Origin of the sequence: Streptomyces fungicidicus, assembly GCF_003665435.1 — a bacterium.
GTDB lineage: Bacteria > Actinomycetota > Actinomycetes > Streptomycetales > Streptomycetaceae > Streptomyces > Streptomyces fungicidicus.
In genome coordinates this window covers 3,570,423-3,594,744 of the sequence record NZ_CP023407.1, presented here as the reverse complement: position 1 = coordinate 3,594,744, position 24,322 = coordinate 3,570,423, and the positions used below count along the sequence as shown (strand labels likewise).

The following is a 24,322-nucleotide window of genomic DNA, read 5'->3' as shown; positions in this document are numbered from 1 at the left end:
GCGGTGCACCGGACGGTGCGGACCGGCCCCGTGGTGGGAGCCGGCCCGCACTCTCGGGTCAGGCGAGGCTGGAAAGGGTCTCGCGGACCTTGGTGATGATCTCCTCGGGCATCGGGGCGTAGCCGGCCTCGGCCAGCTGGCCCTGACCGTCCTCGGAGGCCATGTAGTTCAGGAAGGACTTGGCGGCCGGCAGGGTCTCGGCCTTGTTGCCCTTGTCGCAGACGATCTCGTAGGTGACCAGGACGATCGGGTAGGCGCCGTCGGCCGACGGGGTGTAGTCCAGCTCCAGCGCGAGGTCCTTGCCGGTGCCGACGACCTTCGCGGCGCCGATGGCGGCGGTGGCGTTCTCGACGGTGGCCTCGACCGGCTCGGCGGCCTCGGTCTTGACGGAGACGGTGCTCATGCCGTCCTTCGCGTAGGACAGCTCCATGTAGGAGATCGCGCCGGAGACCTGCTTGACCTGCTGGGCGACACCGGAGGAGCCCTGCGCGGACTGGCCGCCCTTGGCCTCCCAGGACTTGCTCGGCTCGTACGTCCAGTCCTTGGGCGCGGCGGCCTGCAGGTAGGTGGTGAAGTTGTCCGTGGTGCCGGACTCGTCCGAGCGGTGGAAGGCCTGGATCTTCAGGTCGGGAAGCTTGGCGTCGGGGTTGAGCTTGGCGATCGCCTCGTCGTTCCAGTTGGTGATCTTGCTGTCGAAGATCTTGGCGAGGGTCGGCGCGTCCAGGACGAGGTTGTCGACGCCGGGCACGTTGTAGCCGACCGCGATCGGGCCGCCGACCATGGGCAGGTCGATGGCCTGGCCGCCGGAGCAGATCTTCTTGGACTGCTCGATCTCCTCGGCCTCCAGCGCGGAGTCCGAACCGGCGAACGCGGTCTGGCCCTGCAGGAACGCGGTGACGCCCGCACCCGAACCGGTCGGGTTGTAGTTGACCTGGACGCCCTTGCACGCCGCCGAGTACTGCTTGACCCAGGCGTCGATCGCGTTCTTCTGGGCGGAAGAGCCGGAGGCCTGGAGCTGGCCCTTGGCGTCGCCGCAGTCGATGTTGCCGGCCTGCGCGGCGGCGGAGGAGTCACCGCCGCCGGACTTGCCGCCGGTGTCGTCGGAGCCGCACGCCGTGAGGGCCAGGGCGCCGGAGACGGCGAGAGCACCGAGAGCGAGGGCCCGCCGGTTCTTGCGCTGAAGCTTCACTTGAGTTCCTTCCAGTGGCCGCCGTCCTGAATTCGGCGGCGTGCGAAGTGTGGGTGATGCGTTGCCCGGTTCTCCGGGCGGTCCGCATCGCGTAAGGCCGAAATTAGGCAGAACAGGTGAAGCCGCCGATGGCCGTAAATGAACGAGGGGTGAACCCCTGTGGTCGGTGCGGTGAGGTCACGGAACGCTCACGTCGAGGACACAGCGCGATACCGGGCGGGAAGGGGTGCTCACTGCCCCGGGCGGAGGGTGGACAGCAGGGCGTCCACCAGCTCGGCGTCGCGGCGCTCGGTGAGGCGGAGGCGGGCGGCCTCCGGGCGGAGCCAGAGGATCCGGTCGACCTCGTCGTTCGGGGCGAAGGCGCCGGAGACGGCTTCGGCCGCCCAGTAGCGGACCCGCTTCGGGCGGCCGTTCGCCGGATAGAGCGCGCTGGGCAGCTCGGCGGCCGGGACGGCGGTGTGGCCGGTCTCCTCGGCGACCTCGCGCAGGGCGCCGGCCAGCGGGTCCTCGCCCCGTTTGAGCTTGCCCTTGGGCCAGGACCAGTCGTCGTACTTCGGCCGGTGCACCAGACAGAGCTCCAGTTCGCCGGTGACGGGGGAGCGGCGCCACAGGACGCAGCCGGCCGCCTGGACGGTGAGGGTGCGGTGCTCGGCGGGACGCGGGGTGCTCACCGGGTGCCTCCCTATAACGTGCCGATGACTTCCTTCTGCCAGCAGCGCTGGAACGCGTACCGCGCCGCCTCCACCTCATGCCGCTGGTCGGCGTGGAGCACGCCAAGGGCGTACGCCGTGGCCGGGGCGATCCGCGGGGTGCGGGCGGCCTGCGCCGCGGCGGCCGCCGCCTCGGCGGCGTCGCGGTGCCGGTCCAGTGCCTCCCCGGCGTCGAGCAGGCTGCCCGGGTGCCGGCCGGCGTGCACGACCTCGAGGGCGTAGCGGTGCAGGCGCAGCAGGAGACGGACCTGGTGCCAGGGGGCGTCCTGCGGATGCGGGGCGGGGTCCGGGGAGAGCCCGTGGATCAGCGCCTCGGCGTTGTACGGGCTGCCCGCGGTGAGCAGCGGCAGCGCGGCGACGGCGTCGGTGAGCCGGTCGCGGGCGGCGTCGGCGAGCGGGCGGAGATCGGCGCCGGCCGCCGCCGGGGACAGCGGCACCTCGCTGGCGAGCACGGCCACCTTGTCGGCGACCGCGTGGAACCGGGAGGAGCCGAGGGCCTGCAGCGCGGTGGAGTGCGCCCGGGTCCGCGCGAGGGTCAGCTGCCGGTCCAGCAGGGCCCCGGCCTTGGCGGCCCCGACGGTCAGGTTCCCGCGGTCCGGCGCGGGCACCGCCCCACCGGCGGCGACGGCGAGCGCGCTGCCGCGGGTCCCCGCGGCGGCGGTCGCGGTGGACCCACGGCCGGGGGCGTCCGTCATGGTGCCGGTGCGGACGGCGGCCGCGCCCGCGGTCACGGGGGTGGCGCGGGCCGGGGTGGTGCGGCCCGTGGTGGCGCGCCCGGCCGTGTCCGTCGTCCCGGGTGTCCCGTCGGCCGGTGCGGGAGTGTCGCAGGGCGCGGTGCCGGTACGTCCGGGGGCCGTGCCCGTCGCGCCCGCCGGCACGGTCGCCGGGGCGGACCCGGCGGGGGCGGGGCGGTCGCGGGGGAGCGGCGGGGCGGCCGTGCGCGCGGTGGTGCCCGCCGCGGGTCCCTGGGGCGGGAACGGTGCCGCGCCCGACAGGCGGTGCAGGGCCAGCAGGAGTTGCTGCAGCCGGGAGGCGTGGGCGTGTTCCAGGGCCAGCGTGCCCGAGACCCAGGCCAGTTCGGGGCGCATCGCCTCCGACCAGTCGGGGTCCAGGACCGGCTGGAAGGTGTGCAGGCTGCCGCTGACGCGGCGCGCCGCGCGGCGCAGCGCACGGGCCGCCTCGACGGAGCCCTCCGACGCGGCCGCGCCCGCACCGGTCTCCCGGTGGAGGCGCAGCGCGCGGAGGAATTCGGTCGCCTGGGCCCGCAGATAGCCGGCCAGGGCGTCCGCCGGCACCGGACCGGCCGTCGGATCAAGGTGTCGCTGTGCCACGCCGGCGCCTCCGGGCGTCTATGAGCATCTCCTGGACGTTGCGCAGGGGCTGGCCGTCCGCGTCCGTCGCGTGCCGGGTCCACTCGCCGTCCGCGGTGAGGTGCCAGGACTGCGTGGTGTCCGACATGCCGGTCTCCAGCAGCCGGTTCAGGGCCGCCCGGTGGGCCGGGTCGGTGACCCGCACCAGCGCCTCTATCCGGCGGTCGAGGTTGCGGTGCATCATGTCCGCGCTGCCGATCCACACCTCGGGCTCACCGCCGTTGCCGAAGGAGAACACCCGGGAGTGCTCGAGGAAGCGGCCGAGGACGGACCGTACCCGGACGTTCTCCGACAGGCCCGTCACGCCGGGCCGGATCGCGCAGATGCCGCGCACCCAGATGTCCACCGGGACGCCCGCCTGCGACGCCCGGTAGCAGGCGTCGATGACGGCCTCGTCGACCATCGAGTTGACCTTGATGCGGACGAAGGCGGGGCGCCCGGCGCGATGGTGCTGGGCCTCCTTCTCGATGCGGGAGACCAGGCCGTCCCGCAGGGACTTGGGGGCCACCAGCAGCCGCCGGTAGGTCTCCCGGCGGGAGTAGCCGGAGAGCCGGTTGAACAGGTCGGACAGGTCCGCGCCGACCTGCTGGTCCGAGGTGAGCAGCCCCAGGTCCTCGTAGAGGCGGGCCGTCTTCGGGTGGTAGTTGCCGGTGCCGACGTGGCTGTAACGCCGTAGCGTCTCGCCCTCCTGACGGACCACCAGGGACAGCTTGCAGTGGGTCTTCAGACCGACCAGGCCGTACACGACGTGGCAGCCGGCCTCCTCCAGCTTGCGCGCCCACTTGATGTTCGCGTGCTCGTCGAAGCGCGCCTTGATCTCGACCAGCACCAGGACCTGCTTGCCGGCCTCGGCTGCGTCGATGAGCGCGTCGACTATGGGGGAGTCGCCCGAAGTCCGGTACAGAGTCTGCTTGATGGCGAGGACGTCGGGGTCCTCGGCGGCCTGCTGCAGGAACGCCTGCACCGACGTGGAGAACGAGTCGTACGGGTGGTGCAGCAGCACGTCGCGGCTGCGCAGCGCGGCGAAGATGTCGGGCTGGGAGGCCGTCTCGACCTCCGCCAGGTCGCGGTGCGTGCCGGCGATGAACTTCGGGTACTTCAGCTCGGGCCGGTCCAGGCCGTGGATGCGGAAGAGGCCGGTGAGGTCGAGCGGGCCCGGCAGCGGGTACACCTCGGCCTCGCCGATCTTCAGCTCGCGCACCAGGAGGTCCAGCACCTCGCGGTCGATGGACTCCTCGACCTCCAGCCGCACCGGCGGGCCGAAGCGGCGCCGCATGAGCTCCTTCTCCAGGGCCTGGAGCAGGTTCTCCGCGTCGTCCTCCTCGACCTCGAGGTCCTCGTTGCGGGTGAGGCGGAAGGCGTGGTGCTCCAGCACCTCCATGCCCGGGAACAGCTCCTCCAGGTGGGCGGCGATGACGTCCTCGATGGGGACGTAGCGGCCCGGGGAGCTCTCCAGGAAACGGGACAGCAGCGGCGGCACCTTGACCCGCGCGAAGTGCCTGTGCCCGGTGACCGGGTTGCGCACGACGACGGCCAGGTTCAGCGACAGGCCCGAGATGTACGGGAAGGGGTGCGCGGGGTCGACGGCGAGGGGGGTGAGGACCGGGAAGATCTGGTGCCGGAAGAGGGTGAACAGGCGGGCCTGCTCCTTCTCCGTCAGCTCGCTCCAGCGGACCAGGTGGATGCCCTCCTCCGCCAGCGCGGGGGCGACGTCCTCGTGATAGCAGGCGGCGTGCCGGGCCATCAGCTCGCGGGAGCGGGCCCAGATCATCTCCAGCACCTCGCGGGGCTGGAGCCCGGACGCGGAGCGGGTGGCGACGCCGGTGGCGATGCGGCGCTTCAGTCCGGCCACCCGGACCATGAAGAACTCGTCCAGGTTGCTGGCGAAGATCGCGAGGAAGTTGGCGCGCTCCAGCAGCGGGGTGTCCGGGTCCTCGGCGAGTTCGAGGACGCGTTCGTTGAACGCGAGCCAGCTGCGCTCCCGGTCGAGGAAGCGGCCCTGCGGGAGCGGGGCGGCGCCGTCCGGCTGCGACTCCTCGTAGCCGTCGAGGTCCGCGTCGATGTCGGGTTCCAGGTCGGAGACCACCCCGGCCACGGTATGCGGCCGGTGGGCGGCGATGGAGCCCACGGAGGGCTGCGGGTGCTGTACCTGTGCCTGGGCGTCGGACTGGCTCATGGCCCCATTCTTCCGCGCCATGAGCGTCACGGGCGCGTCGGAAAAAGCGGGTGGGAGCGGTGGTGGCCCTGAGGCGTCCCCGTTCCCCCCGTTCCCCCTGCGGGGTGGCGAGGGCTCTGGCACGGCGGGATTCATTGGCCGAGCGTCGCAAGCCCGTCTGAATCGCCGGTTACGGAGACATGACGTCCGGGATATCGGGCGGCGGCCCACGGGGGTACACGGCGCGGGCGGGGAGCATGGTACGTCCCTCCCCGGCTGGGAAGGGACGTACCGGGGCGGGCGTCAGGCGGTGCGGCGGTTCAGCAGGGCGAACGCGGCGGCCGTGGCGAGGGCGGTGACGGCGAGGACGATGCCGGTCTCCACCAGGTGCAGGGGCCAGAAGTGCGAGGGCGGGTGGTACGTGGCCCGGTGGCCGCCGGAGGCGGTGCGGCCCCACTCCAGTTGCCAGGCGCTCTCCGGCAGCTCGAACCGGGTGCCGGAGGTCCGGGTGACCGGCGGCCACAGGGAGGCGCGGCAGCGCTCCAGGACCAGGTTGAGCAGCCACATCGCGGCGACCGACACGGCGAGCGCGGGCAACGCGCGCCGCAGGAGCAGCGCGGTGAGCGCCCCCACGGCGAGGGCGCACAGCCCGTACGCCACCGTCGCCGGCCCGCGTGCCACGAACACGTCGGCGAAGGCCCAGTGGTCCCCCATGAGGTCCCGGTGCGCCGACCACCCCCTGCGGCCCGGCGGCCGGCCGGCGGGCCGGGGTGACGCCCTGCGTCCACGCCGGCCTCGCGGTGCCGGACTCCAGCTCGCGGCCGATCAGCGCGCCGCCGCTGAACGCGGCGACGGCGAGGAAGCTGTAGCAGGTGGGGAAGTCCCGCCACGAGGGCGCCCCAGGCGGTCAGTGCCGTGCGGTGCACCCGCAGCACCGTGCGGGACAGCCGCGCCCGGGCCCCCGTGGCCGTACCGCTCATCCGGCGGCCTTCCCGGTGCGGTGACGCAGCAGCCGGAACGCGGCGAGGGCCGACAGCGCGGCGACGAGGAGCAGGATGCCGGTGCCGGCCGGCTGGAGCGGCCAGGCGATCGTCGTGTAGGTGTGGACGTCCTTGTAGAGCAGGATCGCGCCCTGGTCGTACCTGCGGCGCGGGGGTGAAGCCGCAGGCGTTGTACTGCTTCAAGGCCGCCGCCGCGGCGTCGGTGAGCGGCCCGCCGAGCCGGAGCAGGTGGCGGGGCGCGGACCACCCGCGGGCCGGGCTGCCCGCACGTCATCCGTGCACCCGTGAACCGATCGCGCGGGGCCGTCCGATGAGGGGGCGTGAGCGAAACGAGAAGCGACGGGGAACTGCTGCGTGCCGTCGCGGCGGACCAGGACCGGCGCGCCTTCGAGGAGCTGTACCGGCGGTACGCGCCCTGGCTGACCGCCCGGATGCGCGGCCGGTGCGCCGACCCCGGGCTCGTCGACGACGTCGTCCAGGAGACGTTCCTCGCGGTGTGGCGCGGCACGGCCCGCTACCGGCCGGACGCGGTGGGCGCGGACGCCGCCGGCTGGCTGTGGCGGATCGCCTCGCGCCGGCTGGTCGACGCGCTGCGCGGCGCCGGGGCGCGCGGCCGGCTGCGCCAGGCGCTGGCGCGGCTGCGGCACCGGGACGAGGCGTCGGCGGAGGAGCGCGTGCTCGCGGGGGTGGAGCACGGGGACCTCGCCGGGGCGCTGGTCCGGCTGTCACCGGAGCTGCGCGCGGTGCTCCAGGCCACGGTCGTCGACGGGCTGACCACCCGTGAGGCGGCCGTCCTGCTCGGCATACCGCCGGGCACGGTCAAGACGCGGGCGATGAGAGCCCGCAAGCAACTCCGGGAGGCGCTGGCATGACGAACGGAAGCACCGGCTGGCACGTGCCGGAAGCCGATCTGCGGGCCTACGCGCGCGCCGAACTGGAGCCGCCCCTGCTGTGGTCGGCCGACACCCACCTCACCGCGTGCGCCCACTGCCGGGCCGTCCTCGCCGAGGCCGCCGGCCCGGCCGCCCTGGACGCCGGATGGGACCGGCTCGACGCCGAACTGGACGCGCCCCGTCCGGGACTCCTGGAGTCCCTGCTGCTGCGGTGCGGGGTCGCCGACCACACCGCGCGGCTGCTGGCGGCCACCCCGGCGCTGCGCCGCTCCTGGCTGGGCGCGGTCACCGCCGTCCTGCTGCTCACCGCGGCCGTCACCGTCGCGCACGGCGCCACCGGCACGCCCACCCTGTTCCTCGCCCTCGCCCCGCTGCTCCCGCTGGCCGGGGTCGCGCTGTCCTACGGGCCCGCGCTGGACCCGACGTACGAGATGGCGGTGGTCGCGCCGATGCACGGCTTCCGGCTGCTGATGATCCGCACGGTGGTGGTGCTCGCCGCCGGGCTCGGCCTCAACGGGCTGGCCACCCTCGCCCTGCCCGGGTACGGACTGCGCGCCCTGGCCTGGCTGCTGCCCGCCCTCGCGCTCACCGCGTCCGCGCTCGCGCTGACGGCCCGGCTCGGCCCGGTGCGCGCGCCGTCCCTGGTCGGCGGCGGCTGGATCGCGCTGCTGCTCACCGCGGACGCCGCCCGGACCGGCGACGACCCGCTCGCCCCGTTCACCGCGGCGGGGCAGGGCGTGTCGGCGGCGGTCGCCCTGCTCGCCGCCGGACTGCTCGTCCGCCTCCGGGACCGCTTCGACCTCAGCCGGGGCGACACCGCCTGACCGGCCCGGTTTCCGCCCGCCCGCATCCGGCCCCTTCCCGGCCGGGCGCCCTCCCTTCCCTACCTGTACGGAGTCCCGTATGACCCCCACCGTCTCCGCCTCCGGGCTGAGCCTGCGCTACGGCGGCACCCGCGCCCTCGACGACGTGTCGCTGCGGCTGTCCACCGGTGTCACCGGGCTGCTCGGGCCCAACGGCGCGGGCAAGACCACGCTGCTGCGGGTGCTCGCCACCGCCGTACCGGCCGACCGGGGCGCCTTCACGGTGCTCGGCCACGACCCGGGCACCTCGCGCGGGCGGCAGGAACTGCGGCGCAACCTCGGCTATCTGCCGCAGACCCCCGGCTTCCACCCCGACTTCACCGCCTGCGAGTTCGTGGACTACGTCGCGATCCTCAAGGAACACACCGACCGCGCCGCCCGCCACCGCGAGGTGCGCAGGGTGCTGGACGAGGCCGGCCTCGGCGATGTGCGCGGCAGGCGGATCCGCAAGCTGTCCGGCGGGATGCGCCAGCGGGTCGCGCTGGCGGCCGCGCTCGTCGGCGACCCCGCGTTCCTCGTCCTCGACGAGCCCACCGTCGGCCTCGACCCCGAGCAGCGGATGCGCTTCCGGGAGCTGATCGCCCGGGCCGGGGAGGGCCGCACCGTGCTGCTGTCCACCCACCAGACCGAGGACGTGGCGATGCTCTGCCACCGGGTGGTGGTCCTCGCCGAGGGCACCGTCCGCTTCGACGGCACCCCCGCCGAGCTCACCGCACGGGCCGCGGAGCGGGTGTGGAGCAGCGCCGAACGCGACCCCGGAGCGAAGGCCGGCTGGCGCACCGGACTCGGCACCTTCCGCAACGTGGGCGACCCGCCCGCCGGCGCGGACCTGCTCGAACCCACCCTGGAGGACGGCTATCTGCTCACCCTCGACGGCGCGGACACGGAGGTGACGGCGTGACCCTCACGACCGGGACCCCGGCCGCGGTGACCGCGGTGCCCCGCGCCTCAGGGGCGGCCGTGATCGCCCTGGCCCGCTTCGAGACCCGCCGGCTGCTGCTGCGGGCGCCGGTGCTCGCCGCCTTCGCCGTGTACATCGGCTGGACGGTGTGGAGGACCCGCACCTCCTGGGACGGCTTCCCCGCGCTGCAGGACGCCGACCGCGCCACCCAGGGCGGCCCGCTGCTCGTCGGCCTCGCGGTGCTGTTCTGCGCCAACCACGCCGTGCTGCGCTCCCGGCGGCACGACACCGACCGGCACCTCGACGTGCTGGTGGTCCAGCCCTGGCGACGCACGGTCGCGCACCTGCTGTCGGTCGCCGCGGCGGCGCTGCTCACCGGGGTGTGCGTGGCGGGCCAGTTCACCTGGGAGGCGCTCAAGCCGGGCGCCGTCGGGCACGGCTCGCCGGGCGAACTGCTGGCCGGGCCGCTGTCCGTGCTGGTGCTCGGGACGATCGGTGTGCTGCTGGCCAGGCTGCTGACCTCCCCGTTCGCGGCCCCGCTGCTGATCGTCCTGCTCTTCTTCCTCCACACGGTGGCCACGGCCCCCGACAACGGGCGGACCGTGCGGTGGCTGGTGCTGACGGTCGGTGAGAACACCGCCACCACCCTGCCGTCCGACCTGCTGGGCCGCCCCGCCGGCTGGCACGCCCTCTACCTCACCGGCCTGGCGCTGACCGCCGCCCTGCTCGCGGTGCTGGTCTCCGGGGGCGCCCGTCTGCGGACCGTGCGGGCGGGCGTCGTCGGCGCGGTGGCGCTGACCCTGGTGGGCGCGGTGGCGCAGGGCCAGGGCGTGTCCCGGGAGACGACCGAGGCGCGCGTCCGGGCCTCCGCCGCCCCCGAGAAGGAGCAGAAGTGCGCCGAACGGGACGGCACGACGTACTGCGTCTTCCCGGAGTGGACGGCCCGCACCGACGACTGGGCGGAGGCCGTCGCCGGCGTGCGCTCCCTCGCGGGCGGCACCGAGCGGGACCGGCCGCTCCTCGTACGGCAGCGGATCGAGGCACGGTACGGCCTGGACGGCGACGCGGCGATCGCCCCGGCCACCCGGCCCGGCCAGGTGACCGTCGGCACGGCCTGGGGCGGCAACCGCGTCCCGGAGTTCACCGCCGCCGTGGCCGGGGTGCTGGTCGCGGGCACCGAGGCGAAGGCGGGCGCGATGTGCGACGGCCGCATGGTCACCGTCATGTGGATGGCGCTCGCCGGCCGGCCCGACCCCGTGGCCGACCTGCGCCGGGTGCGGCTGGACGACAGCGACCGGGGCTCGGCGATCGTCCTCTCGCAGACGGAACCGCTGCAGATGACCGCCGCCCAGACGGAACTGGTGCGCGAGCTGCTGCGCCGCCCGGAGCGGGAGGTCGCCGCGAAGGTGAAGGCCGAGTGGGCGGGGCTGACCGCCCCGAAGGTGACGTCGGACCAGGTCGCCGCGCTGCTGGGCCTGGACGAGCCGGAGGAGAAGGACGAGTGTCTGTGAGGCCCGTGGCCGTGGAGCTCCTGCGACCGGTGGCGCGGACCATGCCCTGGAGAGCCGTCGGGGCCGCGGGCGTCCTGGGCCTGCTGCTCGCCGCCGCCCCGCGGCTGACCGGCGATCAGGCGGACGGCTGGTACGCGCTGACCGTGCTGCGGGCCTCCGCCCTGGCCTTCGCGCTGGGCGCGGCCTTCGCGCTGGACGACCCGGCCCGGCACACCACCGCCGCGGTGCCCACCCGGCGGGCCGTCCGCCACGGACTGCGGGTCCTCCTGGTGGTGCCGGTCGCCGCAGTGTGGTGGACCGCCGCGCTGCTCCTGGTGCCCGCCCCCGTACGCCCCCCGGTCGCCGGGATCACCGTCGAGGCGGCGACGGCCCTCGCCCTCGCCCTCGCCGGGGCGGCGCTGGCGGTGCACCGCGGGGACGGCGCCCGGCCGGGCCGGGCGGTCGCCGGAGGTCTCCTCGCCGGGGCGGTCCTGGGTCCCCTGTTCGCCCCCGGGCACTGGGCCCTGTTCGTCCCCCCGGACGACGAGCGGTGGGCGGCGGCGCACGACCGCTGGGCGGTGCTGCTGTGCGCGGCGGTGGCGGTGGCGGTGGTGTGCGCCACGGAACCGCGGCGCCGCCTCGGCCGGCGGGGGCTCAGGTCTCCGTCCGGTACATCAGGTCCGTCTCGTGCGTGACGAAGCCCAGCCGCTCGTAGACGGATACCGCCGCCTTGTTGTCGGCGTCGACGTAGAGCATGGCCGTCGGCAGGCCCCGGCCCGCGAGGTGCCGCAGCCCGATCGTGGTGAGGGACTTGCCGAGGCCGCCGCCCTGGGCGTCGGGGCTCACCCCGAGGACGTACACCTCGCCCAGGCGTTCGGCGGCGTGTTCCTTGGTCCAGTGGAAGCCGAGGAGCCGGCCGGTGTCCGCCGCCTCGGCGAGGAAGAACCCCTCGGGGTCGAACCACGACTCGGCCATGCGGTCGTCGAGGTCGCGTCGGCTGAGGGAGCCCTGCTCGGGGTGGTGGGCGAAGGCGGCGGCGTTCAGCGCCAGCCACGCCGTCTCGTCCCGGCCGGGCACGAAGGTGCGTACGGTCACGCCCTGGGGCAGCACCGGGTCGGGCAGGTCCATCCCCTCCAACGGCCGCCGCATCTGCCGCAGTTCCCGGAACAGCGTCAGCCCGAGGACCTGGGCGAGATGGCGGGCGGCGGAGTGGCCGCCGTGCGCCCACACCCGCAGCCGCTTCCCGGAGGCGGCGAGCAGCGCCGAACCGAGCGCCCGGCCGTGCCCGTTCCCCCGGTAGGAGGGGTGCACCACCAGCTCGGCGGCCGGCGGCTCCACCGGATCGGTGTCCTCCAACTGGGCGTACCCGACGAGCTCGTCGTCGACGGAGAGCAGCAGATGCGAGATCCCCTCCCGCTCCCCGCCGCGCAGCTGCAGCCGCCCCTGCTCGGACACCGCCTGCTGGCCGTCGGTCAGGGCGGCCTCGGCGAGCAGGGCGAGGACCGCCCCGGTCTGCTCCTCGTCGAGCGCGGCGTAGGTCTGGAGCGAGCGGGGTCGGCCGGTCCGTGCGAAGTCGTCGCTGGTCATGCGTACGAGGGTAAGGGGACCGCGCGGGGAGGACGCCGCAAAACGGACGCCGGTGGCGCCGGTGAAAGATAAACCAGGATGTAACCAGGAACACCCTGTCGCGCTACGCGCGTTGACTCTAGGCTGCGCCGGTACCCACACGGACCCTCAGGGGGGCGCATGCCAGCCACATCCCCGGCGCACCACCAGCGCCGCAGACGCCGCACCAACCGTCTCCTCGCGACCGCCGCCGGTGTGCTCACCGCCGGCGCGCTGGCCGCCGCCGCCCTGCCCGGGTCGGCGAGCGCGGGCGAGAACCACGGCGACAAGGGCAAGTCCCACCACCCCGGCCGCTACCAGGACGTGCAACTGCTGTCCTTCAACGACCTGCACGGCAACCTGGAGCCCCCGTCCGGCTCCTCCGGCCGGGTCACCGAACTCCAGCCCGACGGCACGACGAAGACCGTCGACGCGGGCGGCGTGGAGTACCTCGCCACCCATCTGCGCGAGGCGCGCGAGGGCAACCGCTACTCCGTCACCGCCGCCGGCGGCGACATGGTCGGAGCGTCCCCGCTCATCTCGGGCCTCTTCCACGACGAGCCCACCATCGAGGCGCTGAACAAGCTCGACCTCGACGTGACGAGCGTCGGCAACCACGAGTTCGACGAGGGCGCGGCCGAGCTGGGACGCCTCCAGAACGGCGGCTGCCACCCCACCGAGGGCTGCTACACCGACGAGGAGTTCCAGGGCGCCGACTTCCCGTACCTCGCGGCGAACGTCCTGGACGAGAAGACCAAGAGGCCCGTCCTCAAGCCCTACTGGGTGTGGAAGAAGCAGGGCGTCAAGGTCGGCTTCATCGGCGTGACCCTCGAGGGCACCCCGAACATCGTCTCCGCGGAGGGCGTGAGGGGCCTCGCCTTCAAGGACGAGGTCGAGACGATCAACAAGTACGCCAAGGAGCTCCAGCGCCAGGGCGTGAAGTCGATCGTCGCGCTGATCCACGAGGGCGGCTTCCCGGCGTCCTCCTCGTACAACTACGACTGCGACTCCCCGGGCGCCGGCGACGGCATCTCCGGCCCGATCGCGGACATCGCGAAGAACGTCTCGCCGCAGGTGGACGCGCTGGTCACCGGTCACACCCACAACGCGTACGTGTGCACGATCCCCGACCCGGCGGGCAAGCCCCGCATGGTCACCTCGGCCGCGTCCTTCGGCCGCCTCTACACGGACACCACGCTGACCTACGACCGCGCCACGGGTGACATCGCCCGTACGGCCGTGAAGTCCGCGAACCACGTCGTCACCCGGGACGTCCCGAAGGCCCCGGACATGACCCGCCTGATCGACAAGTGGAACACCCTGGCCGCTCCGATCGGCAGCCGCCCGATCGGCTACATCTCCGGCGACATCGTCCGCGACGGCACGGAGTCCCCGCTCGGCGACCTCATCGCCGACGCCCAGCTGGCGCACGGCAGGTCGCTGGACGCGGAGACCGACCTGGCGCTGATGAACCCCGGCGGCATCCGCGCCTCCCTCACCTACGCGGCCGCGGCCGGCGAGGGCGACGGCGTGGTGACCTTCGCCGAGGGCTTCACCGTCCAGCCCTTCGCCAACACGGTCAACCTCCAGGACTTCACCGGCGCGCAGGTCATCCAGGCGCTGAAGGAGCAGGTCAGCGGCCCGAACGCGGCGGCCCCGAAGATCCTGCAGATCTCCTCCGGCCTGACCTACACCCTGGATCTGACGAAGACGGGCGCGGACCGCGTGGTCACGGACTCGATCAGGCTGAACGGCTCCGCGATCGACCCGGCCGCCACCTACCGCGTCGCGACGAACAGCTTCCTCGCGGGCGGCGGCGACGGCTTCCCGACCCTGGGCGAGGGCACGAACGACCTGGTCGGACTCGACGACCTGGCGGCCCTCGAGCAGTACCTGACCGCCAACTCCACGGCCACCTCCCCGATCGCCCCGCCGAAGGCGGACCGCATCACGATCGTGAGCTGACCTTCCGAGTGGCCGGGGCCGGTACGAGGCGCGTTCACCGCCTCGTACCGGCCCCGAGGCATGTCTCAATCCCCCATGTCGCCCCACACCACCGCCTGAGCGACGATCACCCGCTCCCCGTCGAACGTCACCGACGGCCCCTCGTGCAGGCGGTACCCCAGCGCCAGGGCCTCGCTCACCCGGCGGCAGAACGCGGCGTCGTCGGGCCCGGTCAGTACGCGGTAGACGGGCAGCCCGTCCGGTGGTGTCGACATGCGCCCACCGTGCCACACGGCTCACTCGAGCGGGCAGGGAATGCGCGCTCCCCGGCTGACCGCGACGCGCAGCATCTCCTCCAGCGACTCCGTCGCCCTGGTGAGCGCGAAGCGCACGGCCCGCTCACCGGCCTCGGGATCGGCCAGCACGGCCCGCGAGCCGGCGAGCACCAGCCGGCCGGAGTCCAGTTGGGCCGCCTCGATGTCGTCGGCGAGCCGCGAGAGCCGACTGTCGTCGCTGTCGGTGCTGAGGTAGCAGGGGTTGCCTTCGGGGGTGGTCCAGGGCAGGAGACGGAGATCCATGGTGGCGGTGCTTCCTGTGACGAGGTGCTGTTACGGAACGTGCTTCAGTCGTCACTGACTGCGCGTACTCTGCGGAAGAGGGCTGGCGTTGACCCCGGCCCAGGGCAACGAGGAGGGGCGACGTGATCGAATCGGCGGAAGGACAGCGAGAGTCGGGACGCGCCGTCCTCGGGCGGACCCTGAAGTTCCTCCGGGACAAAGAGGGGAGGTCCCTCGGTCGGCTGGCCGACGAGACTGGGTACGACAAGAGCTACCTGAGCCGCCTGGAGTCGGGCCAACGACTCTCCAAGGTGACGGTGATGGAGGACTTGGACACCTACTACGGATCCGACGGCCTGCTGGTTAGCCTGTGGAAGATTGCGCGGTACGAGGCGTTCAAGAACAAGTACCAGGCGTACATGCGACTTGAGGCGACGGCTCGGGCCCTGTGGGTGTACACACCGGATGTCCCGGGGCTGCTGCAGACCGAGGAGTTCGCCCGGGAGGTGTTGTCAGGACCTCGGGCAACGCAACAGGAAGCCGAAGCCGTCGACGAACAGGTGGCCGCCCGTCTGGGACGGCAGCTTCTGTTGGGCAGGTCTCCAGTGCCTGGCGTCCGCTTCATCGTCGACGAGTCGGGGCTCCGTCGGCCTTCTGCCAGCGCGGTGACCTGGGAGAACCAGATGGTGCACGTCGAGGCCATGGCGCAGTGGCCCAATATCGTGGTTCAGGTGCTGCCGTTCTCAGCCGGAGTCCACCCCCTCGTGGCCAAGGGATCGCTGACCCTCCTCTGGCAGGGGGACGGCAGTGCCGTCGCCTACACCGAGGGAGACAGCAGCGGCCTGCTGATGGAAGATCCGGAGGACGTTCTGAGACACCGCTTGTCCTACGATCAGCTCCGCGATCTGGCACTGTCTCCGTCAGACTCACTGAGGTTCATCAGGGACGTACTCAAGGAGCTCCGATCATGAAGGCCACCTCCGACCTCAGCACGGCGACCTGGCGCAAGTCGAGCTACAGCGACGGCGGGGCGAACAACTGCGTCGAGGTGGCCGACGGCCACGCCGACCACGTCCCCGTGCGGGACAGCAAGGTCCCGCACGGCCCCGTGCTCGTCTTCGGCGCGGCCTCGTGGACGTCCTTCGTCATGGAGCTCGGCAGCCGCCGACGGTAGTCCTGGCCTGGGGCTTCGACGTAACCTCACGGGCTGTGAGGATCGCACGGTTGATACGGGGCAGCTCGCGGGAAGCGGCCACCTTGAAGCAGCTCCATCTGCTGCTGTGGGAAGGCAGGTTCGAGGAGGCCGAGGCCGGGGCCCGGGCGCTCGAGGCGGAAGCGGGGCGTCTGCGCAAGCGAGGCCGGGGCGTCTCCGTGGCGTGGCACGCCAAGACGCTGGCCACGGCGGTGGCCTGTGCCCATGGGCGCGGGGCGCAGGTGCTGGCCGAACTGGAATCTCTAACGGCGGAGTTGAGTGGGACGGCAGGGTCCGGGCGAAGGCTGCTGCTGGTGATCCGTTGCAACCACATGCTGGCCCTCAACAGCGTGGGCCGCTACGCGGAGGCCGAGGCCGAAGGCCTTGAGGTCCTGCGCGACCTGACCCGCCTCAAGCATCTGACACCGGTGTGGGACATCGAGTTGTGCGTGCTGGACAACCTGGTCGACGCCCTGTGCGGGCAGGCCCGCCACGAGGAGGCCGAGGCCGTCGCCCGGGGGAATCTGCCCCGGGCCGCAGGGGGCACGGTCGCCGCTCTGCACTGCGGCCTGGTGCGCAGCCTGAACGGGCAGGGGCGGTACGACGAGGCGCTCGCCGAGGCGCGCCGGTTCACTCCGGGGTGGGACCGGGCCCTGGCCGGGAGCCTGGGCATGGGCACGGCCGTCGCCCTGCACGGTCTGGGACGGCGCGGCGAGGCGGAGGCAGCGGTCCGTGAGGCACTCGCCGACTGCGAGAAGTCCCTGCACCCCGACCACCCCCGCATCCGGGAAGTCCGCACAATGCTGGCCCGCCTCACCTCGGACGGTCCACCGGAGCCGTCGGACGAAGAGGCAGCGCACGGCTGACCGGCCGGAAGGGGGGAAGCGGATCGCTCAGTTTCCCGCCCTGTTGCGAGCGTCAGGCGCACTTGCCGTTCAGCCAGGACGTGAAGTCCTTCGTCCACGTGGTGGCCATGCGGACCGACCTGGTGGTGGAGCCGTAGCGGTTCAGGTCCTGCTGCCATCCGCCGTAGTTGCCGGAGGCCGACGGAGCGGGCTCCTCCCAGCCGATGTCGTCGACCCAGACGGGGTGGCCGGTGAACGTGGCGCCCAGCCCCGCCGCCTTGAGGCGCTTCTCGAGCTCGGGCTTCAGCGTGGCGTCACCCGTGGAGATCATGATCTCCTGTGAGGCGATGCGCTCCGAGATGGGCGCGATGACCTCGTTCCATGCCGCCTCACGGATGGACGAGTCGCTGTTGAGCAGCGACTGCTTGGCCTCGCCCTTGAGTTCCACCAGGGGGATCATGTTCTGGGCCTTGGCGCTGTCGAGCCATTCCCGGAACGTGTAGACGGTCTCCCCGGTGTACGGGCCGCGGTCGATCGTGCGTCCCTTGAGCTGGTCGGAGCCGGACGCCCACCAGATGTCCGTGATGTTCCGGCTCGTACCCGTCAGCCCGCGGGTCGTGGTGTTGTGCCACATCACCCCCTTGGTGCCGTCCTTGGTGAGCTGGAGGTCGGCCTCCACGCCGTCCGCGCCCCAGCTCTTCTGCTGGGCGAGGCCCGCCGGATGGTTCGGCTGGCGCACCTGGTCCCGTTCCCAGGCGTTCGCCCCGGTGGGATAGCCGCCGTGCCCGAAGACGGTCGGGCAGAGGGGCAGTCCGGGGTGGCTGCTGTAGCGCTCGATCGGGTGGACCCGGTCGAAGGTCCAGTTGTCGCCGGTCGACTCCCAGCTGTGCAGGGAGCCGTTGAGGCTGCCGTCGGCCTTGGCGGTGAAGGTGATGGTCTTCACCCGCCCGTCGCTGTAGCCGTAGAGCGTGGCGAGGTCGTCGTGGCCGTCACCGTTGTAATCACCGGTGACGATCTTCATGCGGTCCCGGTCGTACCCGGCGGCCGTGGTGAGGTTCAGGATCTCGCGCCGGTTGCCGAACTTGCCGTCCGCGTCCAGCTCGAAGCCGATCACGGCGTCGTGGCCGTCGGCGTAGTCGTACCAGGCGGCGAGGTCGTCGCGGCCGTCGCCGTCGAAGTCACCGGCGTGCACGGTCGCCCGGCTGAAGTTCCAGCCGTCCGACTCCCAGCCCCGGACGGGCTCGTTGAAGCCGCCGTCGGGCTTGGCGGTGAAGGCCATCGTCTTCACGGTGCCGGAGGCGTAGCCGTACAGGGCGGCGAGGTCGTCGCGGCCGTCGCCGTCGAAGTCGCCGGTGGCGAACTTCATGCGCTTGACGTCCCAGCCGTCGGCCTCGGTGCGCTCGAAGGAGGAGAAGTGGCTGCTGAAGCCGCCGTCGGCCCGGGCGAGGAGGGTGAAGAGCTTGTCGTCGCCGTTGTCGTAGTCGTACCAGACGGCGATGTCGTCGCGGCCGTCGCCGTTGAAGTCGCCCGCCTCGGCGGTCATGTTCGCGAAGGTCCAGTTGCCGGGGGCGGCGGTCCACGAGGAGAAGTGGCCGGCGAAGGTGCCGTCGCCCCTGCCGAGCCAGGTGAACGCGGTGACCCGCCCGTCGTCGTACCCGTAGAACGCGGCGATGTCACCGATGCCGTCTCCGTCGAAGTCGCCGGTGAGGCGCTTCATGTGGTCGGCCCAGAAGTTGCCGGCGCCCGTCTCCCAGCCCACGCCCGGCGCCGGGAAACCGCCGTCGGTGCCGGCGAGGAAGGTGCGCACGGCGTCGTGGCCGTCGCCGTAGTCGTACCAGGCGGCGATGTCGCTGCGACCGTCGCCGTTGTAGTCGTGCCGCACGGTCCGGGCGTCCGCGGCGGTGGCGTTGCCGGTGCCCAGGTGCAGGCCGAGGACGGCGCACACCACAGTGGTGCATATGAGACCAAAACGTTTCTTCATTCGGTTGTCCGAACCCCTTGTCCATGAACGAGAGATGCGCGCCCCTCGTGCGAGGGGCGCGCAGCGCTGTGTCGTGCGAGGTGCCCGGATGTCTTCAACTCCCCCGTCCACGAGCACACTTCACACCGGCCGAGCCATCGCTCATTAGAACACCGGTTCGTTCGGCCTTCCAGGGTTCAGGACGCCGTGGGCGTCCAGCCCGCCAGCCAGTCCGCGACCTCCTGGTCGGCCGCCTGGGCGTCGGTCAGGTGGGGGCGGTTGCTGCTCGCCGAGCCGGAGCCGGAGCCGGTGTTCCGGTACTCGGCGAAGCGGTCGTCCTTCCAGGAGAAGCCGCTCATGTCGGTCCACGGTGTGGTGCGGATCGCGGCGCTCAGGGTGGTGTTGCGGACCGTGGTCTGCGGGTCGAGGGACGCGTCGCCGCCGGCGTGCCAGGGGCGGCCGAGGTAGAAGGTGCGGTCGGAGACGTCGCCGTTCACCGTCGAGTTGGCGATGAGGAAGCCCTTGCGGTTCGCGGCCGTGCTCGGGGCCGTGATGTATCCGGCCGAGGAGCCGTCCCAGCGCTTCTTCAGGGTGATGACGGAGCGGTCGAGCACCGCGGTCGCCCGGCCGAAGACGAAGTCGACGTTGCCGACGACGTAGGAGTTGGTGACGTAGACCCGGCCCAGCCTGTCCTTGGCGGCCGTGTCGAGCAGGAGGGTGTCCTGGTCGCCCTCGACGATCACGCCGTCCAGGAAGACCTTGTCGGCCGCGGTGCGCAGGGCGACCGCCTGGTGGCCGGAGAGGGACTGGTTGGCGCCCTCGTCGAAGTCGTTGGAGACCGTCAGGTTGCGGGCCTGGAAGTCGTCGGCCTCGACGGCGACCGTCGCGCTGCCCGAGGTGCCGTAGGTGCCCGAGCCGTCCGGCTTCCGGGTGCCCGCCGCGTTGTTGTAGACGATCACCGTGTCCTTGCGGCTGCCGCCGGTGCCCTGGAAGGTGACGTGCGGCTTGTTGGACGGGACTTTGACCGTCTCGCGGTACGTGCCCGGCTTGATGGAGACGACGACGCGGGAGGGGTTGTTCGCGGGGACCGCGTTCACCGCCGCCTGGACGGTCTTGTACTGGCCGGTGCCGTCCTTGGCGACGGTGAGCGTCGTGGCCGCCGCCGCCTTCGCCGTGACGTCCGTCGCCGCCGTCGTGCCGATGGTCGTGCGCGGGCCCGTGCCCGACCTCAGCAGCGCCGGCACGTCCGCCGCCTTGTCGAGCGTGTACGCGTAGTACGTCCTGGGGTCGAACGCCGTACCGCCGCTCTCGTTGCGGCCCGACGTGCCCGAGAAGACGTTGCCGCGCTGCACGAGGGTCGCCGTCGCGTCCTTGATGACCGGGTTCTTCATGCCCTGGAAGTAGCTGTTCTCCAGGACCATCCGGGTGCCGCCGCGCGAGTAGTTGCCGTACGAGGAGTTGATGCTCGTGCCCGCGACGTCCTCGAGGAAGTTGTTGTAGAGGTGCGCGTGGGCGGCGTTGTCGGTGGACGGGTTGCGCTGCTCGGTCTCGCGGAACCAGTTGTGGTGGATCGTGATGTCCGTGGTGACGTTCTCGGTCCAGCCGATGCCGAAGGTCTTGTTGTTCTGGCTCAGCTCGTTCCAGGAGACCGTCACGTACGTGCTGTCCTTGCGGACGTCGATCAGTCCGTCCGCCATGTTCCGCAGGTCGTTGTGGTCGATCCAGACGTGGTGCGCGCCGTCCATCTGGACCGCGTCGAAGTCGTGCTCCTTGTCGTTCCAGACGCCCTGGTAGGCGTCCCGGATCGTCAGGTTGCGGATGATCACGTTGTGCACGCCCTGGCCGAGGAAGAAGCCCCCGCCGACGATGTGGCCGGAGGTGCCGGACCCCACGATCGTCTTGTCGGAGGCGACCTTGATCTCCTTGCCGACCGGGTTCATCGTGATCGTCCCGGCCACGACGATGACGTACGGCTCGGCGGCCGTGGCGTACTTCTCCAGGTCCGCCTGGGTCCGCACGGTGACGATCCGACCGTCCCGGCCGCCGTACGTGCCGTTCTGGCCGAGCGCGTCGACGGAGGCGAAGCCGTCGGCGGTGGCGGTGGCCCAGGCGGGGGCCGCGGCGGCCGCCGTCGCGGCCGACGCCTGCTGGGGGGCCAGGCCGACGCCGTTGACCAGGAGTCCGGCGGTGGTCAGGGCCACGGGGAGGCCGACGGCCAGGAACTTCCGGGACCCGCGGTGGCGGGACGTGCTGCGGTGCTCGCTCATGCGGCGATCCGATCCGTGTGGGGGAGGGGACGCCGATCGGTCGCCGCCCGGCACGGAAAGGTTGCCGCCCTAGGGTGTCCCGGGCGGTGGGGTCGGGGCGCCCGGCAGGCGGAGCGTGGCCGTCGTGCCGCCGCCCTCCGCCCGGGTCAGGGACACCTCGCCGCCCGCCTGCTGCACCGTGCGGGCCACGATCGACAGGCCGAGGCCCGAGCCGGGCAGCGCGCGGGCGCTCGGCGAGCGCCAGAACCGGTCGAAGACGTGCGGGAGTTCGTCCGCGGCGATGCCGGGGCCGTGGTCGCGGACGGTGAGGACGCCGTCGGCCAGGCGCACCTCGACCGTGCCGCTCTCCGGACTGAACTTCACCGCGTTGTCCAGGACGTTGACCACCGCCCGCTCCAGCGCGGCCGGCTCCGCCCGCACGTACCAGGGGTGGAGGTCCGCCGTGATGGTCAGCTCGGGCCCGCGCAGCCGGGCACGGCGCAGCGCCGACTCGACGACGTCCTGCCAGGCGACGATCCCCGCCCGCCCCTCGCCCTGGCCGGTGTCCGGGCGGGACAGCTCCTGCAGGTCGCCGATGAGCGCGGCCAGTTCCGTCATCTGCGCCTTCACGGAGGCGAGCAGCGCCCTGCGGTCGGCCTCCGGGATCGGGCGGCCCGTCTCCTCGCTGCGGGTGAGGAGTTCGATGTTGGTGCGCAGCGAGGTGAGCGGGGTGCGCAGCTCGTGGCCGGCGTCCGCGATCAGCTGCTGCTGCAGGTCACGGGAGCTGGCCAGGGCGGACGTCATGGAGTTGAAGGAGCGGGAGAGACGGGCGATCTCGTCCTCGCCCGCGTCGTCGACGGGGATGCGGACGGTGAGGTCCTCGGTCCGGGCCACGTGCTCCACGGCTTGGGTCAGCTCGTCCACGGGGCGCAGGGCGGTCCGGGCCACCCAGAGGCCGGCGGCGGCGGCGCCCACGACCCCCGCGCCCGCGACGAAGACCAGGACCAGCGCCAGGTTGTTGAGGGAGTCGTTCACCTCGCTCAGCGGCCGTGCGGCGGACACGGCGACGCCCGAGAGGCCGGGCACGGAGTAGGTGAAGACCCGGTACCGCCCGCCGTCGGAGCCCGTCGCGTCGTGCAGCGCGTCGGTGGACGCCCCCTCGGCGACGGCGCGGTCGGCGCCGGTGAGCGGGACCTCCTCCGTGCCGATGATGAGGCAGCTCCCGCCCTTGCGGTCCACGAGCTGCACCGAGGAACCGAAGGGGTTCTGCTCGTGCGTGACGGGATCGTGGGCGCACAGGCCCGTGCGCAGGTCGAGGTACCTGCTCACCTGCTGCCCGTCCATGCGGTTCGCCTTCAGGGCCTCGTCCAGCGAGCTCACCAGCACGCTCTTCACCACGAACCAGCAGGCCACCGCCACCACCGCCACGGCGAACGCCACCGCCGCCGCCACCAGCAGCGACAGCCGGGCCCGGATGGGCAGGGCGCGGACGCGTCGGACCAGCCCGCTCACTCCGCGCCGCCCTGCCGCAGTACGTACCCCACCCCCCGCACCGTGTGCACCAGGCGCGGCTCGCCGGCCGCCTCGGTCTTGCGGCGCAGGTACATGACGTACACGTCGAGCGAGTTGGAGGACGGCTCGAAGTCGAAGCCCCACACCGCCTTCAGGATCTGCTCACGGGTGAGCACCTGACGCGGGTGGGCCATGAACATCTCCAGGAGCGTGAACTCCGTACGGGTCAGCTCCACCTGCCGGGAGCCCCGGGTGACCTCGCGGGTCGCCAGGTCCATGCGCAGGTCGGCGAAGGCGAGGACGTCGTTCTCCTCGGCGGCCCCGGCCACGGCCGCCGCGTACGAGCTGCGGCGCAGCAGGGCGCGGATCCGGGCGAACAGCTCGTCCAGCTCGAACGGTTTGACCAGGTAGTCGTCCGCCCCCGCGTCCAGCCCGGTCACCCGGTCGCCGACCGTGTCCCGGGCGGTCAGCATCAGGATGGGCGTGGTGTCGCCGGTGGCGCGGATGCGGCGGGCGGCGGTCAGACCGTCCATGCGCGGCATCTGGATGTCGAGGACGACCAGGTCGGGCCGGTACGCCGCCGCCTTCTCCAGGGCGTCCGCGCCGTCGACGGCGACCTCCGTGCCGTACCCCTCGAAGGCCAGGCTGCGCTGCAGCGCCTCACGCACCGCCGGCTCGTCGTCGACGATCAGGATGCGCTGGGGGTCACGGTCGCCATCTGCGGGACTCATGGGCTCGGGGTTCCTCACGGCTCTCTGCGGGTCTCAGGCCTTCAGCCTCGCACGGCTTCGGGGCGGTGGGTCAGTTCGTCGCGCCGGAGCGCAGCGCCGACAGGTCGGCCTTGACCGTGTCGACCGGGATGGCGAAGCCCAGGCCGACACTGCCCGCGTCGGACGAGGACGAGCCGCTGCCGCCGCTCGCCGAGTACATCGCCGAGTTGATGCCGATGATGTTGCCGTTCATGTCGATCAGCGCGCCGCCGGAGTTGCCCGGGTTCAGGGAGGCGTCGGTCTGTATCGCCTTGTAGGTGGTCGTGGAGCCGCCGGTGTCGCCGTTGAACTGCCGGCCGCCGTACTCGAACGGCCAGCCGCCGCCCTGGCCCTGCTGCTGCCCCTGGCTCTCGTCCGTGGAGACGGTGACGTCACGGTCGAGGGCGGAGACGATGCCGCTGGTCACCGTGCCGGTGAGGCCCTCGGGGGAGCCGATCGCCACGACCTGGTCGCCGACCTGGACGCCGTCGGAGTCGCCGAGGGAGGCCGCCTGCAGGCCGGAGGCGTTCTCCAGCTTGATCAGCGCCAGGTCCTTGGAGCTGTCGGTGCCGACGACCCGCGCCGAGTACGTCTTGCCGTCGTCGGTGCTCACCTTGATCGAGGAGGCGCCGGCGACGACGTGGTTGTTGGTGACGATCTCCCCGTCAGAGGTGATGATCACGCCGGAGCCGGTGGAGGAGCCGGAGTTCGAGGTCGCGTTGATCTCGACGATGCTGGGGCTGACCGCCCGGGCGACGCCGGACACGGTGCCCTTCTGGCCGGCCGGCACGACGCTGGTCGCGGTGGAGGCGGAGGAGGCGACGGTGCCGTCGCCGGTCAGCTCCTGCACTCCGTAGGCGGTGGCGCCGCCCACGGTCGCCGCGACGATCGCCACGGCGGCGAGCAGGGCGGCCGGGCCGCGGGTGCGCTTCCTCCTCGCGGCCGCCTGGGGTGCGGGCGGCGCGTACGCCGGCGGGGGCGGCCACTCGGGGTTCACCTGGACGGGGCTCGCGTACTCGCCGCTGGGGCGGTGGCTCTCGGTCATGAACATGAGCCTCGCGCCCGACGATGAGAGCATCCTGAGTGCGCGCTGAGAAGCCCGACAGAACCTCGTATGCCCGATATAAAGGCCCGGGTGCG

Annotated in this window: 22 protein-coding genes; 9 read left to right on the top strand and 13 right to left on the bottom strand. The window is 72.7% G+C overall.

All coding sequences use genetic code 11. The features are described from left to right. Nucleotides 1-58 precede the first annotated feature (58 nt). The 5 genes from pstS to CNQ36_RS35275 form a co-directional block, all read right to left on the bottom strand. The gene (gene pstS, locus CNQ36_RS16285) at nt 59-1,189 is read right to left on the bottom strand and encodes a phosphate ABC transporter substrate-binding protein PstS (protein WP_004929741.1); all 1,131 of its coding nucleotides are present in this window, start codon (nt 1,187-1,189) and stop codon (nt 59-61) included. 230 nt (nt 1,190-1,419) lie between these two features. Then, on the bottom strand, nt 1,420-1,860 hold the full coding sequence (locus CNQ36_RS16280; protein ID WP_121546549.1) for an NUDIX hydrolase: 441 nt from the start codon (nt 1,858-1,860) through the stop codon (nt 1,420-1,422). 11 nt (nt 1,861-1,871) lie between these two features. Beyond that, the gene (locus tag CNQ36_RS16275) at nt 1,872-2,987 is read right to left on the bottom strand and encodes a CHAD domain-containing protein (protein WP_410177133.1); all 1,116 of its coding nucleotides are present in this window, start codon (nt 2,985-2,987) and stop codon (nt 1,872-1,874) included. A gap of 223 nt (nt 2,988-3,210) precedes the next feature. Beyond that, nucleotides 3,211-5,580 (bottom strand): RNA degradosome polyphosphate kinase, encoded by a 2,370-nt coding sequence (locus CNQ36_RS16270; RefSeq protein ID WP_121546547.1) that lies wholly within the window; start codon nt 5,578-5,580, stop codon nt 3,211-3,213. 147 nt (nt 5,581-5,727) lie between these two features. Beyond that, nucleotides 5,728-6,138, bottom strand: coding sequence for a hypothetical protein (locus CNQ36_RS35275; protein WP_228312985.1), 411 nt, complete (start codon nt 6,136-6,138; stop codon nt 5,728-5,730). A 607-nt stretch (nt 6,139-6,745) separates the two neighbouring features. Between CNQ36_RS35275 and CNQ36_RS16250 the strand changes: the two genes are divergently transcribed. From CNQ36_RS16250 to CNQ36_RS16230, 5 genes are all read left to right on the top strand, one after another. Further along, the gene (locus CNQ36_RS16250) at nt 6,746-7,297 is read left to right on the top strand and encodes an RNA polymerase sigma factor (protein WP_004929746.1); all 552 of its coding nucleotides are present in this window, start codon (nt 6,746-6,748) and stop codon (nt 7,295-7,297) included. Continuing rightward, the gene (locus CNQ36_RS16245; protein ID WP_121546546.1) at nt 7,294-8,142 is read left to right on the top strand and encodes a cupin domain-containing protein; all 849 of its coding nucleotides are present in this window, start codon (nt 7,294-7,296) and stop codon (nt 8,140-8,142) included. The genes CNQ36_RS16250 and CNQ36_RS16245 overlap by 4 nt, the downstream gene beginning before the upstream one ends. Before the next feature lie 79 nt (nt 8,143-8,221). Further along, nucleotides 8,222-9,082, top strand: a complete 861-nt coding sequence (locus tag CNQ36_RS16240) for an ABC transporter ATP-binding protein (protein WP_121546545.1) — start codon at nt 8,222-8,224, stop codon at nt 9,080-9,082. Beyond that, complete coding sequence (locus tag CNQ36_RS16235) at nt 9,079-10,593, top strand: ABC transporter permease (RefSeq protein WP_121546544.1); 1,515 nt, start codon at nt 9,079-9,081, stop codon at nt 10,591-10,593. Before CNQ36_RS16240 ends, CNQ36_RS16235 begins: the two co-directional genes overlap by 4 nt. Next, nucleotides 10,584-11,267 carry an ABC transporter gene (locus tag CNQ36_RS16230; RefSeq protein WP_228312984.1) on the top strand — a complete coding sequence of 228 codons (684 nt, stop codon included), beginning with the start codon at nt 10,584-10,586 and terminating at the stop codon, nt 11,265-11,267. Before CNQ36_RS16235 ends, CNQ36_RS16230 begins: the two co-directional genes overlap by 10 nt. Here CNQ36_RS16230 and mshD read toward each other — a convergent pair. Continuing rightward, nucleotides 11,227-12,159 carry a mycothiol synthase gene (mshD, locus tag CNQ36_RS16225; RefSeq protein ID WP_121546543.1) on the bottom strand — a complete coding sequence of 311 codons (933 nt, stop codon included), beginning with the start codon at nt 12,157-12,159 and terminating at the stop codon, nt 11,227-11,229. The genes CNQ36_RS16230 and mshD overlap by 41 nt on opposite strands. Nucleotides 12,160-12,318: 159 nt before the next feature. On the opposite strand from mshD, the gene CNQ36_RS16220 reads away from it, so the two are divergent. After that, nucleotides 12,319-14,142 (top strand): bifunctional metallophosphatase/5'-nucleotidase, encoded by a 1,824-nt coding sequence (locus tag CNQ36_RS16220; protein ID WP_121546542.1) that lies wholly within the window; start codon nt 12,319-12,321, stop codon nt 14,140-14,142. Nucleotides 14,143-14,207: 65 nt separating this feature from the next. On the opposite strand, the gene CNQ36_RS16215 is transcribed toward CNQ36_RS16220, so the two are convergent. Continuing rightward, on the bottom strand, nt 14,208-14,396 hold the full coding sequence (locus tag CNQ36_RS16215; RefSeq protein ID WP_121546541.1) for a DUF1737 domain-containing protein: 189 nt from the start codon (nt 14,394-14,396) through the stop codon (nt 14,208-14,210). A 21-nt stretch (nt 14,397-14,417) separates the two neighbouring features. After that, complete coding sequence (locus CNQ36_RS16210; RefSeq protein WP_121546540.1) at nt 14,418-14,699, bottom strand: hypothetical protein; 282 nt, start codon at nt 14,697-14,699, stop codon at nt 14,418-14,420. Between the two features lie 122 nt (nt 14,700-14,821). Here CNQ36_RS16210 and CNQ36_RS16205 point away from each other — a divergent pair, with 122 nt between their 5' ends. From CNQ36_RS16205 to CNQ36_RS16195, 3 genes are all read left to right on the top strand, one after another. Further along, entirely contained in the window at nt 14,822-15,649 is an 828-nt protein-coding gene (locus tag CNQ36_RS16205; protein WP_121546539.1) for a helix-turn-helix domain-containing protein, read from the top strand. Beyond that, a complete protein-coding gene (locus CNQ36_RS16200) occupies nt 15,646-15,852 on the top strand; it encodes a DUF397 domain-containing protein (RefSeq protein ID WP_121546538.1) in 207 nt (68 codons plus the stop codon). Before CNQ36_RS16205 ends, CNQ36_RS16200 begins: the two co-directional genes overlap by 4 nt. An 83-nt stretch (nt 15,853-15,935) precedes the next feature. Further along, nucleotides 15,936-16,736 (top strand): tetratricopeptide repeat protein, encoded by an 801-nt coding sequence (locus CNQ36_RS16195; protein ID WP_228312983.1) that lies wholly within the window; start codon nt 15,936-15,938, stop codon nt 16,734-16,736. 52 nt (nt 16,737-16,788) lie between these two features. Here CNQ36_RS16195 and CNQ36_RS16190 read toward each other — a convergent pair whose 3' ends face one another. From CNQ36_RS16190 to CNQ36_RS16170, 5 genes are all read right to left on the bottom strand, one after another. Further along, the gene (locus tag CNQ36_RS16190) at nt 16,789-18,696 is read right to left on the bottom strand and encodes an FG-GAP-like repeat-containing protein (protein ID WP_121546537.1); all 1,908 of its coding nucleotides are present in this window, start codon (nt 18,694-18,696) and stop codon (nt 16,789-16,791) included. A 176-nt stretch (nt 18,697-18,872) separates the two neighbouring features. Continuing rightward, on the bottom strand, nt 18,873-20,942 hold the full coding sequence (locus CNQ36_RS16185) for a pectinesterase family protein (protein WP_121546536.1): 2,070 nt from the start codon (nt 20,940-20,942) through the stop codon (nt 18,873-18,875). Nucleotides 20,943-21,011: 69 nt separating this feature from the next. Further along, nucleotides 21,012-22,433, bottom strand: coding sequence for a sensor histidine kinase (locus CNQ36_RS16180; protein WP_004929761.1), 1,422 nt, complete (start codon nt 22,431-22,433; stop codon nt 21,012-21,014). Next, nucleotides 22,430-23,164, bottom strand: a complete 735-nt coding sequence (locus CNQ36_RS16175; RefSeq protein WP_121546535.1) for a response regulator transcription factor — start codon at nt 23,162-23,164, stop codon at nt 22,430-22,432. Before CNQ36_RS16175 ends, CNQ36_RS16180 begins: the two co-directional genes overlap by 4 nt. A 70-nt stretch (nt 23,165-23,234) precedes the next feature. Continuing rightward, nucleotides 23,235-24,227, bottom strand: coding sequence for a S1C family serine protease (locus CNQ36_RS16170; RefSeq protein WP_163013277.1), 993 nt, complete (start codon nt 24,225-24,227; stop codon nt 23,235-23,237). Nucleotides 24,228-24,322 lie beyond the last annotated feature (95 nt).